The 14,215-nt window shown below is 61.5% G+C and carries 11 protein-coding genes and 1 pseudogene; 6 read left to right on the forward strand and 6 right to left on the reverse strand.

Features of this window, described 5'->3' with window-relative positions:
• Positions 1-195: 195 nt before the first annotated feature.
• From FPT15_RS29715 to FPT15_RS04325, 3 genes are all read left to right on the forward strand, one after another.
• On the forward strand, positions 196-372 hold the full coding sequence (locus FPT15_RS29715; protein WP_178119653.1) for a hypothetical protein: 177 nt from the start codon (positions 196-198) through the stop codon (positions 370-372).
• 72 nt (positions 373-444) lie between these two features.
• Positions 445-2,610: a mechanosensitive ion channel family protein gene (locus tag FPT15_RS04320; RefSeq protein WP_145158801.1), complete on the forward strand. Its 2,166-nt coding sequence runs from the start codon at positions 445-447 to the stop codon at positions 2,608-2,610.
• Between the two features lie 16 nt (positions 2,611-2,626).
• A complete protein-coding gene (locus FPT15_RS04325; RefSeq protein ID WP_145158803.1) occupies positions 2,627-3,973 on the forward strand; it encodes an amidohydrolase in 1,347 nt (448 codons plus the stop codon).
• A gap of 50 nt (positions 3,974-4,023) precedes the next feature.
• On the opposite strand, the gene FPT15_RS04330 is transcribed toward FPT15_RS04325, so the two are convergent.
• The 5 genes from FPT15_RS04330 to FPT15_RS04355 form a co-directional block, all read right to left on the reverse strand.
• Complete coding sequence (locus tag FPT15_RS04330) at positions 4,024-4,248, reverse strand: MbtH family protein (RefSeq protein WP_028617283.1); 225 nt, start codon at positions 4,246-4,248, stop codon at positions 4,024-4,026.
• Between the two features lie 83 nt (positions 4,249-4,331).
• Positions 4,332-5,744, reverse strand: a complete 1,413-nt coding sequence (locus tag FPT15_RS04335; protein ID WP_145158805.1) for an aspartate aminotransferase family protein — start codon at positions 5,742-5,744, stop codon at positions 4,332-4,334.
• A gap of 794 nt (positions 5,745-6,538) precedes the next feature.
• The gene (locus FPT15_RS04345) at positions 6,539-7,306 is read right to left on the reverse strand and encodes an N-acetylmuramoyl-L-alanine amidase (protein WP_145158809.1); all 768 of its coding nucleotides are present in this window, start codon (positions 7,304-7,306) and stop codon (positions 6,539-6,541) included.
• A gap of 123 nt (positions 7,307-7,429) precedes the next feature.
• Complete coding sequence (locus FPT15_RS04350) at positions 7,430-8,749, reverse strand: ATP-binding protein (RefSeq protein ID WP_145158811.1); 1,320 nt, start codon at positions 8,747-8,749, stop codon at positions 7,430-7,432.
• Positions 8,749-9,444 (reverse strand): response regulator transcription factor, encoded by a 696-nt coding sequence (locus FPT15_RS04355; protein ID WP_106576501.1) that lies wholly within the window; start codon positions 9,442-9,444, stop codon positions 8,749-8,751. Before FPT15_RS04355 ends, FPT15_RS04350 begins: the two co-directional genes overlap by 1 nt.
• Before the next feature lie 177 nt (positions 9,445-9,621).
• On the opposite strand from FPT15_RS04355, the gene dsbD reads away from it, so the two are divergent.
• The 3 genes from dsbD to dsbG are packed head-to-tail and all read left to right on the forward strand — an operon-like array spanning position 9,622 to position 12,931.
• Entirely contained in the window at positions 9,622-11,349 is a 1,728-nt protein-coding gene (dsbD, locus tag FPT15_RS04360) for a protein-disulfide reductase DsbD (protein WP_145158813.1), read from the forward strand.
• Positions 11,349-12,194 carry a TlpA disulfide reductase family protein gene (locus FPT15_RS04365; RefSeq protein ID WP_145158815.1) on the forward strand — a complete coding sequence of 282 codons (846 nt, stop codon included), beginning with the start codon at positions 11,349-11,351 and terminating at the stop codon, positions 12,192-12,194. The genes dsbD and FPT15_RS04365 overlap by 1 nt, the downstream gene beginning before the upstream one ends.
• Entirely contained in the window at positions 12,170-12,931 is a 762-nt protein-coding gene (gene dsbG / locus FPT15_RS04370; RefSeq protein WP_106576498.1) for a thiol:disulfide interchange protein DsbG, read from the forward strand. The genes FPT15_RS04365 and dsbG overlap by 25 nt, the downstream gene beginning before the upstream one ends.
• Positions 12,932-13,198: 267 nt before the next feature.
• Here the strand turns inward: dsbG and FPT15_RS04375 are convergent.
• Positions 13,199-14,197 (reverse strand): annotated as a pseudogene (locus FPT15_RS04375) (chitinase); the annotation flags it as partial.
• Positions 14,198-14,215 lie beyond the last annotated feature (18 nt).

Below are 14,215 nucleotides of genomic sequence, written 5' to 3' on the forward strand. Positions count from 1 at the left end.
TACAGTCAAATGTGGGAGCGGACTTGCCCGCGAAGGCGGTCCATCAGTGGGCAGATTCAGTCACTGACACCGCATATTCGGGGGGCAAGCCCCCTCCCATATTCAGTTGTGGGTACACATGATCTGCATCATCTGCACTTTCCATAATCCGACCTAGACTTGTCAGTATTCCCACTCTGACAAGGCCGTCGCCCCATGATCTCCATGTCCTCCTTCCACGCCATGCTCATCCCGATCCTCATCGGCATGATCCTGCTGGCCGTCGGCTTCAACTTTCGCGACAAGCCGGTCGGCGTGTTTGGCATGTGGATTGGTATGCTGCTGATCCTCGGCACCGTGGTTTACAAGATCCTCGCCAAACTGGCGGAATGACAAATGCACTCGCATTGGGCATAACGGCCTCGTACACTCGGTCAATTCGTCGTTTTCAAGGTTGACCGCCTCGTGCTCTCGCGTCTTTTTGCTCTGCCCTGCTACTGCCTGATTGCCCTGCTGATGTTGCTGCCGATAGCGCCTGCCCAAGCCGTGAGCTTGCCCGGCCTGCTCGGCAGCGCCAACAAGACTCAACCCCAGGCCGATGTGCCGCTGGGGCAGTCGCTGGACGAGGTGATCAAGACCCTCGAAAACGACCAGCAGCGCACCCAGCTGTTGAGCGACCTGAAGAAACTGCGCGAAGCCACGCAAAAAGCCCAACCCGCCGCTGAACAAGGCGTGCTCGGGTTGATCGGCAGCACGCTGTCCGACCTCGAACAGCAGTTCTCCGGCGCCGACAGCCCGGTGCAACGCTGGTCCAACGAGGTCGAACTGGCCAAGGATGAACTGGGCGCCCTGATGCTGCCCGCCAGTGAATGGCTGCCGATCATCTTCGGTTTTGCCGTGATCCTGGCCGTGTGGAGCCTGCTGGCCGCCGCGCTGATCTGGCTCAGCCACCGTCTACGCGAACGTTTCGGCCTGCCCGAAGAACTGCCGCAACACCCGCGCACCTGGGACATGCTGCGCTTCGCCCTGCGCAAGTTGGGGCCGTGGCTGATCGCCTTGGTGATCACCGTTTACCTGAGCTACGCCCTGCCTTCGTCCCTGGGTAAATCCCTGGCGATGGTGCTGGCTTACGCGCTGGTGGTCGGCACCTGTTTCTCGGCGATCTGCGTGATTGCATTCTCCGTACTCGACGGCCCGCACCGCCACCGGGCGCTGTATATCCTGCGTCACCAAGCCTTCCGTCCATTGTGGTGGATCGGCAGTTTCGCCGCCTTTGGCGAAGCCCTGAGCGACCCACGGCTGGTAACGGCCCTGGGCCAGCATCTGGCCCACACGGCGGCGACGGTCGCCAATGTGATGGCGGCGCTGTCCACCGGCGTGTTTATCCTGCGTTTTCGCCGGCCGATCGCGCACCTGATCCGCAACCAGCCGCTGTCGCGGCGCCTTACGCGCCGTGCCCTCACCGATACCCTGTCGATCATCGGCACCTTCTGGTACTTGCCGGCATTGTTGCTGGTGGGCATTTCACTGTTCGCCACCTTCCTGTCCGCCGGCGACACCAGCACCGCCTTGCGCCAGTCATTGTTGTGCACGGTGTTGCTGGTGTTGTGCATGGTCATCAACGGCCTGGTGCGCCGCCACGCGCTCAAGCCGCAGCGTGGGCACAAGCGCCACGCGCTGTACTCCGATCGCCTGAAAAGCTTCGTGTATACCCTGGCTCACTTAGTGGTGTGGCTGGTGTTTATCGAACTCGGCCTGCGTGTATGGGGCCTGTCGATGATTCGCTTTACCGAAGGCGACGGCCATGAAATCAGCGTCAAGCTGTTTGGCCTTGGCGGCACGCTGTTGTTTGCCTGGCTGATCTGGATCCTCAGCGACACCGCCATCCACCACGCCCTGACCCGCTCGCGCAAAGGCCTCGCGAACGCGCGTGCGCAGACGATGATGCCGTTGATCCGCAACGTGCTGTTTGTGACCATTTTCATCATCGCCGCCATCGTGGCGCTGGCGAACATGGGCATGAACGTTACGCCGCTGCTGGCCGGTGCCGGTGTGATCGGTATTGCCATCGGTTTTGGTGCACAGTCGCTGGTGGCGGACTTGATCACCGGCCTGTTCATCATCATCGAAGACTCGCTGGCCATCGACGACTACGTGGATGTCGGCGGCCACCTTGGCACCGTCGAAGGCCTGACCATCCGTACGGTGCGCCTGCGCGACATCGACGGCATCGTGCACACCATCCCGTTCAGCGAAATCAAGAGCATCAAGAACTACTCGCGTGAATTCGGCTACGCGATCTTCCGCGTGGCGATCCCCTACAACATGGAAATCGATGACGCGATCAAGTTGATGCGCGACGTCGGCCAGAAAATGCGCAACGACCCACTGCAACGCCGCAACATCTGGTCGCCGCTGGAGATTCAGGGCGTGGAAAGCTTTGAGTCCGGCAGTGCGATCCTGCGGGCGCGGTTCAAGACCGCGCCGATCAAGCAGTGGGAAGTGTCGCGGGCGTTCAACCTGGCGCTCAAGCGTCAGCTGGATGAAGCCGGACTCGACCTGGCGACGCCGCGCTTGAGTGTGCAGGTGGTCACTGCCGGCACCGTGCAGGAGAAAGAACCACAACAATAAAGAGGGAGAGGTACTTATGCGTTTGAACGGTCTGACACACCCATGGGTTTTCGGAATGCTCTGCGGGCTAGCCAGCAGTGCAGTGATTGCCGCCAGCAGCGGCCAGGAGAGCGCCCGGGAGGAAATCGCCGCGCAGGCAAAAATCCTTGAACCGGCGTTACTGGAAACCCGCCGCGATATCCACGCCCACCCCGAACTGGGCAACACCGAAACCCGCACCGCCGAGCTGGTCGCCAAGCAACTGCGCGCGTTGGGCCTTGAGGTAACAACCGGCGTGGCGCGTACCGGCGTCGTCGCGATCTTGAAGGGCGCCCTGCCCGGCCCAACCGTGGCCCTGCGCGCGGACATGGACGCGCTGCCGATCAAGGAAGTCGCCGACCTGCCCTTCGCCTCCAAAGCCAAGGGCACCTACCTGGGCAAGGAAGTCGACGTGATGCACGCCTGCGGCCACGACGCCCACACCGCGATCCTGCTGAGCACGGCGAAGATTCTCACCGGCATGCGCGACCGTCTGCCGGGCACGGTGGTGTTTTACTTCCAGCCGGCCGAAGAAGGCCCAAGCGACTTTATCCCCGACGGCAAAAACACCTGGGGCGCGAAGATGATGGTGCAGGAAGGCGTGATGCAAGCGCCCAAGCCCGACGCGGTATTCGGCCTGCACGTGTGGGCCGGCGTGCCTGCCGGGCAAATCGCCTACCGCCCGGGCCCGACCCTGGCCAGCTCCGATGACCTGCGCATCAAGATCCTTGGCAAACAGACCCACGCCGGCCGCCCTTGGGACGGCATCGACCCGATCACCGTCGGCGCGCAGACCATTGTCGGCCTGCAAACCGTGGTCAGCCGTCGCACCGACATCTCGTCATTTCCATCGGTGGTGAGCATTGGCACCATCAACGGCGGCACGCGCTACAACATCATTCCCGAGTCGGTGGACATGAGCGGCACCATTCGCTCCTACGACTACGGCATTCGTCAGAAGCTGCACGCCGACGTGCGCCAGACGGTAGAGAAAATCGCCGAGAGTGGCGGCGCCAAGGCCGAAGTCACGATCATCGAGAAGTACGACCCGACCATCAATAACCCGGCGCTGACCGAGAGCATGCTGCCAAGCCTGCGCTGGGCGGCCAAGGATGATGTGGTGCAGGCCCCATTGGTGGGCGGCGCGGAGGACTTTTCGTTCTATGCCAAGCAAGCGCCGGGGCTGTTTGTGTTTCTGGGGGTGACGCCAAGGGATCAAGACATGAGCAAAGCGGCGCCGAATCATAATCCGGGCTTCTTTGTGGATGAGTCGGCGCTGGTGGTGGGCGTGCGGACGTTGGCTTCGTTGGCGACGGATTACCTGTACACCAACCCACCGCTATAACGCTTTATGTGGGAGCGGGCTTGCCCGCTCCCACATTGGATTGCAGCGTGTCAGCCCGCCAGCGCAGCGCCATCCATCTTCTGGCGCAGGCTCAGCGGGCGCATGTCGGTCCAGACTTCCTCGATGTAAGCCAGGCACTCTTTTTTCATGCCGCTCTTGCCAACGGTGCGCCAGCCTTCCGGCACGGCCTTGTAGTCGGGCCAGATGGAATACTGCTCTTCGTGGTTGACCACTACCTGAAACAGGATGTCGTCGCGGTCAAATACTGAGGTCATTGCTGTTCTCCATCGCTCATAGAACTGGCTGCGCACCACGCGCAGCGCCGATATCTGTAGAAACGTACCAAGCGTGCGAAAAATTAGAGGTTGGCGACCGCTGCCGCCAGGGCGCGGCCGAAGATCTCGGCAACGCGGTCGATTTCGGCGGCGGTGATCACCAGCGGCGGCAGGAAGCGCACCACACTGCCGTGCCGGCCGCCCAGCTCCAGAATCAGCCCACGCTTGAGGCATTCGCGCTGCACCAGCGGCGCCAGTTGGCGATGCACAGGCGGATGGCCCTGGATATCGACGGCGCCGCTCGGGTCGACCAGTTCCACGCCGAGCATCAGCCCACGTCCCCGAATATCCCCCAACTGCGGGAAGTCGCGCTGCAGAATGCGCAGGTGCTCGCCAAGGCGTTCGCCCATGGCGGCGGCGTGGCCGGCCAGGTCGTGTTGCTTGAGGTAGCGCATCACCGCCGAGCCCGCCGCCATCGCCATCTGGTTGCCACGGAATGTTCCGGCGTGTGCGCCTGGCAACCAAGTGTCGAGCCAGTCGCGATACACCACCACCGCCAGCGGCAAGCTGCCGCCGATGGCTTTGGACATCACCACCACGTCCGGGATGATGCCGGCGTGCTCGAAGGCAAACATCTTGCCGGTGCGCCCGAAGCCGCTCTGGATTTCATCGACGATCAGCGCCACACCGGCTTGCTCGGTGATGCGGCGCAGGCCGCGCAGCCAGTCGAGATCGGCCGGGATCACGCCACCTTCACCCTGCACCACTTCGACAATCACTGCCGCCGGCAACAACACGCCGGCTTCCGGGTCATTGAGCAGGTTTTCCAGGTAATGCAGGTTGACCCGCACGCCTTCGGCGCCGCCCAGGCCGAAGGGGCAACGGTAGTCGTAAGGGTAAGGCAGAAATTGCACGCCATTGCCGAGCAAAGCGCCCAAGGGCTTTTTCGGCCCCAGGCTGCCCATCAGGCTCAGCGCGCCTTGGCTCATGCCATGATAACCGCCCTGGAAAGACAACACGGTGCTGCGCCCGGTGGCGGTGCGCACCAGCTTCAGTGCGGCTTCGACGGCATCGGTGCCGGTGGGGCCGCAGAACTGAATTTTCGCTTCACGTGCCAGTTCGGTCGGCAGCAGGCCGAACAGGTCCTGCACGAACTGGTCTTTCACCGGAGTGGTCAGGTCGAGGGTGTGCAGCGGCAGTTCGTCGCTCAGAACCTGCTGAATGGCTTCGATCACCACCGGGTGGTTGTGGCCCAACGCCAGGGTGCCAGCGCCGGCCAGGCAGTCGATGAAACGACGGCCTTCAACGTCTTCCACATAGATGCCCTTGGCACGCTTGAGCGCCAGGGGGATACGCCGAGGATAGCTGCGGGCGTTGGATTCCTGCTGGCGTTGGCGGGCCAGTATCGGGGTTTCTTCGAATTGGTAGAGTGTTTCTGCGCACGCCGGGCTGGCGTGCACCGGGGCGTCTTCGATACGGCTGGTAGCGACTGACATCTCTCGATCCCTCAATACGCGGGTGGGGTGACCAAACTGGCGATCCGCGCGCGCGCGGATTTCATGTTCTGGAGACGCACCAGGGAGTGGGGGATTTAGGCTTGTTGTGGTTTTTTGAGGTGGGGCATATCCGGCTTTTTGGTAATGGCGGGCAGGGGTTCCGCCCTTACCTCGGCCTAGTGGTTAGATCAAAAGCAAAAGCGAGGCGGCCTGACAGCCGACCTGATCTTGAAGGCTGAACTCAATCAAAAGTGGGAGCTGGCTTGCCTGCGATGGCATCAACTGGTTATGCCTGACACACCGAGTTGTCTGCATCGCAGGCAAGCCAGCTCCCACAGAAAAGCAAAAGCACTGCGATGCTAGCAGCTGTACTCGCTCCCACATTTGGAGCTCAGTGCATCAGATAGAGGTGTGTTGCTGTGCTGTTGCTGTGCTGTTGCCCTGCTTTTGCTTCTACCACTCAGGCGGCTACCAGGTCGCCGTGCTCTGCTTTTGATCTGACAGGCCCCGTCAACCATGTGTCCGGTCCGTACAGGGCGTTTGCCAAAAGTGACCCGCTGTAAGAGCCAGCCTTTTCAAGGTCTTTGGAAAAAGCCTCAAAAAATGATCATTTTTTAACCAAAAGAGATGCTAGCTGAACCAAATTCAACTCGTTTTTTTCTTAATTTCAGCCTGGAATGGGCGTAGGACGCGATTTAGGCAAAGACCTTGAAAGGGCTGGCTGTAAGAGCGCAACCCTACGAAGCCGTTACCGCAGCAACGGATATGTACACCCCCCAAAACAAAAAGAGCACTCAAATCCCCCGATACCGATCATTCAACGCATACAAAATCGCACACGTCTCCCCATCCAAAACCCCACCATAATCCCGACTCCGAAAGTGCATCTGAAACGCCCGCGTCCGCAGCTCAAACGCCCGGCGATTCTGGGCCGGCTTATACCCATACCGCTGAAACGCCCGCTCCACCTCAACCTCCGGCGGCAACCCAAGACAAAACCGCCGCTGGTACATGCCCCGCGTCGCCTCATCAAACCAGGCCCCAACCCCTGCCTCGAACAAACACCGCCAAGGCAACCGAGGCCCCGGATCGCTCTTGCGCCAATAGGCAACATCCGAATGCCCAAGCACATCGGCAGGCCCAATCTGCGGATAGCGCCCAAGGACATCGCGAACCAACGCAATCAACACATCAACCTGTTCTTCGCCATACGCTGGAAACGTAAACACGCCCCCCTCATCCCGCGCCAAATTAACAATCTCGACACCAATCGACCGGCTATTGAGATCATCCCGCCCACCCCAATAACTGACCCCGGCATGCCACGCACGCTTATCCTCGTCCACCAGCCGAAACACGCGCAATTCGTCATGGCCGGTGGCGCGGTAGCCAGGGTCATCCGGATCGGGCAGCAAGTAGTGAGCGCTGACACCCTCTTGCGTGAGCGTACGCAGGGATGAAGCAAAAGGCGCCGCGGTGTAATGCAAAACCACCTGCCGCACGGGCTCAGCGTTACGCTCATTGAAACCCCTGGCGGGGAAACTGCTATCGACCACCAACATAAGAACCGTCCTTTTCAGTACAGGCCGAGTCATTCAGCCCGCTCAAGCGCAAAAAAATTACCGCCATCCTGAAGGGAAGAATGTCAGGCGGGCGGTAACTATTTGGTGCTTGAAGAAAAGTGCTCAGCGCCGCAGCGGCATCCCCAGATCGACCCGCAAGCCATCTGCCTGACTGTCGAATTTCAGCGAGCAGGAGCAGCGCTGCACAATCGCCTGCACAATCGCCAGACCCAGCCCGCAGCCCTCGCTGCTGCCATTGCGCCAGAAGCGTTGGGTCAGGTATTGCAGGTCCTCACTGGAAATCTGCTTGCCATGATCACGCACGCGGAACACCACCGTGTCGGCAGTGGTGAACACACTCAGCTCCACCCGGGTATCACCCGGCGTATGGCGCAGCGCGTTATCCAGCAGGTTGCGCAAGGCCGCGACCGCCAGGGCCACCGGCATTTCCACCGGCGTATCGGTAAGGTTGGCCGACAGGATCAGGTCGATACGCCGGTTGTCGCCGGCGTTGGCATCCTGGATCGCCAGCCGCGCGACCTGTTCGGCGCTCGATTGCAGGCCGTCATCGAACGACAGGCTGCCTTCCACACGCGCCAGCAGCAGCAATTGCTCAAGGGTGCGATGCAGGCGGTCAGCGCCCTCCTCGGCATGGGCCAGGGACTGGTCGCGCGCCGCGCCGTCGGTCATGCGCGCCACTTGCAGGTGGGTCTTGATCGCCGTCAGCGGGCTGCGCAACTCATGCGCGGCGTCACCGGTGAGGCGGCGCTCACGCTCGATGGTCTTGGCGATGCGTTGCAACAGTTGGTTCTGGGTGTCGAGCAGCGGTTTAAGCTCGCTGGGCAAGGGGTGAATCTGCAAGGGTTCGAGCGAATCGGCGCTGCGTCGCATCAACGCGTCACGCATGCGGTTGAGCGGCAGCAGGCTCTGGCCGATGCCCAGCCACAGCAGGCACAGGCAACCCAGCAAGGCTACGCCGACCGGCACCGAAGCCGCCAGCAGGATCGACAGGTTCAGCGCCTCGCGCTCCACCTGGCGGTCGGCCGTGGTGATCAACAAGTCCCCCCGGGACAGAGTGAAACTGCGCCAGCCGACGCCGTCGATGACTTGATCGCGAAAGCCACTCTTGCGCGACTCCAGGCCTTCATCCGGGGTCATGTGGCTGCGCGCCAGAACTTCCCCACGCAGGGAGCTGACCTGGCAGGCCATGCCACCCGGCACATTCAGTTGCTCGGTGCGCAGGTGCGTACCGCCGCTCACACTGGCCAGGCCCGGCATCTGCTCGGTCAACCCCGCGACCATGCGCGCCGACGCCACCAGACGCTGGTCGAGAGAGAACATCATCTGGTTGCGCAGATCGTTGAGCATCCAGGCCGCCGCCAGCAGCCAGATCAGCACGAAAGCAGCGCCCAGCTTGAACGTCAGGCGCAGGCGCAGGCTCATCACGAGGCGTGTTCTCCATCATCGGCCACGCCACCATCGGCCGTGCCCAGGCGATAACCGAGGCCGCGTACGGTCTCGACGATGCCGTTGCCCAATTTGCGCCGCAGGTGATGGATATGCACGTTGAGGGCGTTACTTTCCAGTTCGTCGTTAAAACCGTAGACGCTGTCCTTGAGCTGTTCGCTGGACAGCACCCGGCCTTTGTTATGCAACAAGGCCTGCAACAACGCTTGTTCGCGACGGGAAAGATCCACCGGCTCGCCGCCCAGGAAGGTTTCGCGGCTGCTGGGGTCGTAGGCGAGGCGGCCGTGTTCGATCAGGTTGACCCGGCGCCCCGCCACCCGCCGCAGCAGGGTTTGCAGGCGGGCGGCAAGCTCGCGCAGGTCGAAGGGCTTGAGCAGGTAATCGTCGGCACCGGCTTGCAGGCCGTCGACACGGTTGGTCACAGAATCGCGCGCCGTCAGAATCAGCACCGGAATCTCCAGTCCCTGGCTGCGCTGCTGTTGCAGCAGCTTGAGGCCGTCTTCGTCGGGCAAACCGAGGTCGAGCACCATGATGTCGAACGTGGCCGCCTTGAGCATCGCCCGTGCAGCCGCGGCCGTGGCCACGCGTTCGACGGTAAAGCCCTGAGCGCCGAGGCCGGCCACGATGCCGCTGGCGATCAGTTCGTCGTCTTCACAGACCAGTACGTGCATGGTGAACCCTTCATGAAAGATGGGGAGAATTAAAGGTGCAGCGGATTAAGCGCCGATTATGCCGTGAAAAGAGGCGCGCTCAGACACGCCCTTCACTTTAGAATAGCCCCCGGTTAATCATCGGTTAATCAACGCCACACATTGTGTCCCTAACTTGCACCAAACTAAGGCTTGACCATGCGGCATCTGTTTACCTTTCTACTGGTAATGTTCGCGGGATTCGCCCAGGCCGCGCCGGGCAACCCTTTTGAAAGCAAACCCGATTTCCTCCCGGTGGGCAAAGCCTTCACCTTTACCTCCGAACGCCTGGAGTCTGGCGAGACTCAGCTGTATTGGCAGATTGCCGACGGTTACTACCTGTACCAGCAACGCATGAAGTTCGACGGCCTGGCCGAAAAGCCGGTATTGCCGCAGGGTGAAGCCCACAGCGACGAGTTCTTCGGTGAGCAGCAAGTGTATCGCCAGGGCCTGGAAGTGAAGATTCCAGCCGGCGCCACCGGCCAGGTCAAGCTCGGCTGGCAGGGTTGTGCCGATGCCGGCCTGTGCTACCCGCCGCAGTCGATCACCGTGGACCTGGGCGGCAACCCCGCCGTCGCCGCCACCGCACAAGCCCAGGACCAGAGCCTGGCCAGCGGCCTGCAACAGCGCAGCCTGGGCTGGAGCCTGCTGGTGTTCTTTGGTCTGGGCCTGCTGCTGGCATTTGCCCCGTGTTCGCTGCCGATGCTGCCGATTCTCGCAGGCCTGGTGGTCGGCAGTGGCGCGAGCCCGCGTCGTGGTTTCGCCCTGGCCAGCAGCTACGTGATATGCATGGCGCTGGTATATGCAGCGCTGGGCGTACTGGCCGCGCTGCTCGGCGGCAACCTCGCTGCATGGCTGCAAACGCCGTGGATTCTTGGCAGTTTCGCCGCGCTGTTTGTGATCCTCGCCCTGCCAATGTTTGGTTTCTTTGAACTGCAATTGCCGGCCTTCCTGCGTGATCGCCTGGACAACGTCAGCCGTCAGCAAAGCGGCGGCAGCCTGGTAGGCGCCGGCGTGCTCGGTGCGCTCTCCGGCTTGCTGGTGGGGCCGTGCATGACCGCGCCACTGGCCGGCGCGCTGCTGTATATCGCCCAGAGCGGCGATGCGCTGCACGGTGGCCTGATTCTCTTCGCCATGGGCATCGGCATCGGCATCCCGCTGTTGCTGCTGGTGACGGTGGGCAACCGCTTCCTGCCGAAACCGGGCACCTGGATGAACGTGCTCAAGGGCGTCTTCGGCTTCCTGTTCCTGGGCACCGCAGTGCTGATGATTCGCCCGGTGGTCGGCGAAAGCCTGTGGCTCGGCCTGTGGGGCGTATTGGCCCTGGTGATGGCTTACTGCGGCTGGGGCCTGGCGCGCGAATACGGGCTGGCGGCCAAAGTGTTTGGCGCAGGCTCCCTGGTGCTGGGCCTGTGGGGCGCAATACTGGTGGTGGGCGCGGCCGGTGGCAGCGACGACCTCTGGCAACCGCTGAAAGTCTACGGTGGCTCGCGGGTTGCCGCCGCACCGAGCGCCCATGACGCGTTCATGACCATCAATGACCCGGCCGTGCTGCAAACCCAGCTCGACAGTGCCAAGGCCCAGGGCCAATGGGTGCTGGTGGATTACTATGCCGACTGGTGCGTGTCGTGCAAGATCATGGAAAAACAGGTATTCGGCAAACCGGAGGTGATGGACGCCCTGAAAGATGTGCGCCTGCTGCGCCTCGACGTCACCGCCGACAACGCTGCCAGCCGTGAGCTGCTGGGTCGCTACAAGGTGCCGGGGCCACCGAGCTTTGTGTGGATCGGCCCCAACGGTGAAGAACGTCGCGCCCAACGCATCACCGGCGAAGTGGATGCCGCCGCCTTCCTGCAACGCTGGACGCAAACCCGAGACGCACGCTGATGCTGACCCTGACCATCGGCACCTTCGCCATCGCCCTGAATCACATCCTGCTGATCAGCGCGTTGATTCTCGCCACCCTGGTGGGCTGGCGGGTGGCCAAGCGTGGCGGCGAAAACCCCGAATCGGTGCTGTTCACCCTGTTCCTGTTGGGCATGTTGGCCGCGCGCGTCAGCTTTGTCGTGATGTACTGGAGCGATTACAGCCGCGATCCCCTGCAGATGGTCGACCTGCGCGACGGCGGTTTCCTCGCCTGGCCCGGCGTGATTGCACTGGTAATTGGCGCACTGTTGTACGGCTGGCGCCGCCCTGCCCTGCGCAAACCGTTGAGCGCCGGGGTGGTCACTGGCTTGGTGTTCTGGGGCCTGACCAGCTTATCCCTGAGCCTGTACGACAAAGGCGCGCAACTGCCGGACATCACCTTGCGCAACGCCAATGGCGACGTGGTGCAACTGGCCGACTACAAAGGCGGCCCGCTGGTGATCAACCTCTGGGCCACCTGGTGCCCACCATGCCGCCGGGAAATGCCGGTACTGGAGCGCGCCCAGCACCAGCGCCCCGACGTGACCTTCCTGTTCGTCAACCAGGCCGAAAGCATGCAAAGCGTCAGCACCTTCCTCGCGACCCAAGGCCTGACCCTCGATAACGTATTGTTTGACGCCAGCGGCCGACTCGGCCAGGCCGTGGGCTCCATGGCCTTGCCGACCACGCTGTTCTACCAAGCCGATGGGCGCCTGATCAACAGCCACCTCGGTGAGCTGTCCCAAGCCAGCCTGGCCCGTGCCATGGAACCCTTCGACACCGCCCCTGAAAGGAAACCGACATGCCAAGCCTCCGCCACCTGCTGACCCTGCTGCCGCTGACGCTCGCGGCCACCCTGGCCCAGGCCGAAGACTGGCCGGCACCGATCAAACAGATCGAAGCCAAAGGCGCCAAGATCCTCGGCAAGTTCGATGCGCCCAGCGGCCTCACCGGCTACGCCGCGCAGTACCAGAACCGTGGCATGGCGCTGTACCTGACCGCCGACGGCAAAAGTGTGATTGCTGGCAACCTGTACGACGCCGAAGGTAAAGACCTGAGCAGCGCGCCCCTGGAAAAACTGGTGTATGCGCCGATGGCCAAGGAAGTCTGGGCCAAGATGGAACACAGCAACTGGATTCAGGACGGCGATAAAAACGCGCCACGTATCGTCTACCTGTTCAGCGACCCCAACTGCCCTTACTGCAACATGTTCTGGGAACAGGCACGGCCGTGGGTAAAAGCCGGCAAGGTGCAGTTGCGCCATATCATGGTGGGCATTATCCGCGAGGACAGCCCAGGCAAGTCGGCTGCGCTGTTCGCCGCCAAAGACCCGCAAAAAGCCCTGGAAGAACACGAAGCCGCCGGCAAAGGCAGCAAATTGCAGGCGCTGGACAAGATCCCGGCGGACATCGAAGCCAAGCTCGATGCCAACATGAAGTTGATGGAAGAGCTGGAATTGTCGGCGACGCCGGCGATTTTCTATCTGGATGACAAGGGCGGGTTGCAGCAACAGCAAGGCGCGCCATCGCCGGACAAGCTGGCGAAGATTCTGGGGCCCAAGTAATCGGCGTTTCCCTAAGACTGTTTCGGGCTTGCGCAACAGAAAACGAGCAAAGCAAGTTCATAAAAACCGGATGAAAACTTGAGCCTGACGCAGAAAATCCGATGCCCAAAGAGGGCATCGGATTCTATTTGATAAAGCCAACGATCAGCTCATAAACACAGCTGTTTGAGATCAGGCACGTCTGCCCGATGTCTCTTTGCGCTACTGCCGATTGGCGACGTCGAGATCCGCCTCATCCTCACCGAGGCCAGACAGATGAGTGCCTGTGATCAACGGCCCATAACGGCGGCTGAATTCCCAGTTGTAGGGCACGTGGTCTTTGCTGATCCCGTTGTCCCAATTCACCGACCATGTCATCAGGCCCTTGATCGACAACCCTTTGGCGTCCAAACGCTTGAATGCATTGGTCACGGCTGCGGGGTTGATCACATAACCGGTGGCGGCTGCGTCGACGTTGGCCGGCAGACCAATGACGAACTTGTCCGCCGGGATTTTGGTAAACCCTCGCGTTCCGCTCACCAGACTTTCGGTCAGGTAAAACAGGAAATCCTCTTTCATCGCGTCGTTGTTCTGGGCAATCCAGGCACCGTTGCCGTTGTTGGCCTCCTGCACCCAGATCCCGTCGCCCCCCTGGTTGTAATACTGCGGGGCAATGAAGTCGTAATAGCCTTCCAGCGCCTGGATGTAACCGACGTATTTGCCGGCGGTGGTCAGGTAAGGAAACTCCGGCGCCATGCTGATAATGAAGTGTTTGCCTTCACCGGCGTAATGGTCCTTGACCAGTTTCAACGCGGCGGGCAGGACAGTCTTGTTGTCGGCGAAATCAATCGCGCTCTGTTCAAGATCGATGTCCAGGCCATCAAAGCCATAGGTTTCCACCAGGCGGATAATCTCGTTGGCCAGTGGCTGTTCGTTGCCTTTATGCAACTCGATGTGCGCATCGGCGCCGCCAAGGGAAATCAGCACCGCCCTGCCCTGGCTGTTTAGCACGCCCACCTGACGGCGGAACTCGGCGTCGGAAAGGTTGTACGGCTTGAACGTTGGGATACCGTTGCCTTTCATGAAGGCCACGGCCACCACGTTGTAATCCTTCGGCACGTCCGCCAGGTTCATATTGGCGAATTGGCCACGCTGGTAACCGTCGCTCGCGCCGGCAGGCCAGTTGTGCCAGAAGCCCATGAGGATCTTTTTGCCGGCAATGCTCGGCATCAGCGAAGCGACATCGTTCAGCGGCGATTTCAATGAGGTGAAGTCAATATTTGTCATGTTCTAATCCTTCAGAAC

Origin of the sequence: Pseudomonas sp. RGB, from assembly GCF_007713445.1 — a bacterium.
Lineage (GTDB): Bacteria > Pseudomonadota > Gammaproteobacteria > Pseudomonadales > Pseudomonadaceae > Aquipseudomonas.

What these genes read in the sequence shown, in the direction of transcription:
- FPT15_RS04365 (WP_145158815.1), top strand. Translation starts at nt 11,349, where the DNA reads ATGCTGACCCTGACCATCGGCACCTTCGCCATCGCCCTGAATCACATC.
- FPT15_RS29715 (WP_178119653.1), top strand. Translation starts at nt 196, where the DNA reads ATGATCTCCATGTCCTCCTTCCACGCCATGCTCATCCCGATCCTCATC.
- FPT15_RS04355 (WP_106576501.1), bottom strand. Translation starts at nt 9,444, where the DNA reads ATGCACGTACTGGTCTGTGAAGACGACGAACTGATCGCCAGCGGCATC.
- dsbG (WP_106576498.1), top strand. Translation starts at nt 12,170, where the DNA reads ATGCCAAGCCTCCGCCACCTGCTGACCCTGCTGCCGCTGACGCTCGCG.
- FPT15_RS04325 (WP_145158803.1), top strand. Translation starts at nt 2,627, where the DNA reads ATGCGTTTGAACGGTCTGACACACCCATGGGTTTTCGGAATGCTCTGC.
- FPT15_RS04350 (WP_145158811.1), bottom strand. Translation starts at nt 8,749, where the DNA reads ATGAGCCTGCGCCTGCGCCTGACGTTCAAGCTGGGCGCTGCTTTCGTG.
- dsbD (WP_145158813.1), top strand. Translation starts at nt 9,622, where the DNA reads ATGCGGCATCTGTTTACCTTTCTACTGGTAATGTTCGCGGGATTCGCC.
- FPT15_RS04335 (WP_145158805.1), bottom strand. Translation starts at nt 5,744, where the DNA reads ATGTCAGTCGCTACCAGCCGTATCGAAGACGCCCCGGTGCACGCCAGC.
- FPT15_RS04345 (WP_145158809.1), bottom strand. Translation starts at nt 7,306, where the DNA reads ATGTTGGTGGTCGATAGCAGTTTCCCCGCCAGGGGTTTCAATGAGCGT.
- FPT15_RS04330 (WP_028617283.1), bottom strand. Translation starts at nt 4,248, where the DNA reads ATGACCTCAGTATTTGACCGCGACGACATCCTGTTTCAGGTAGTGGTC.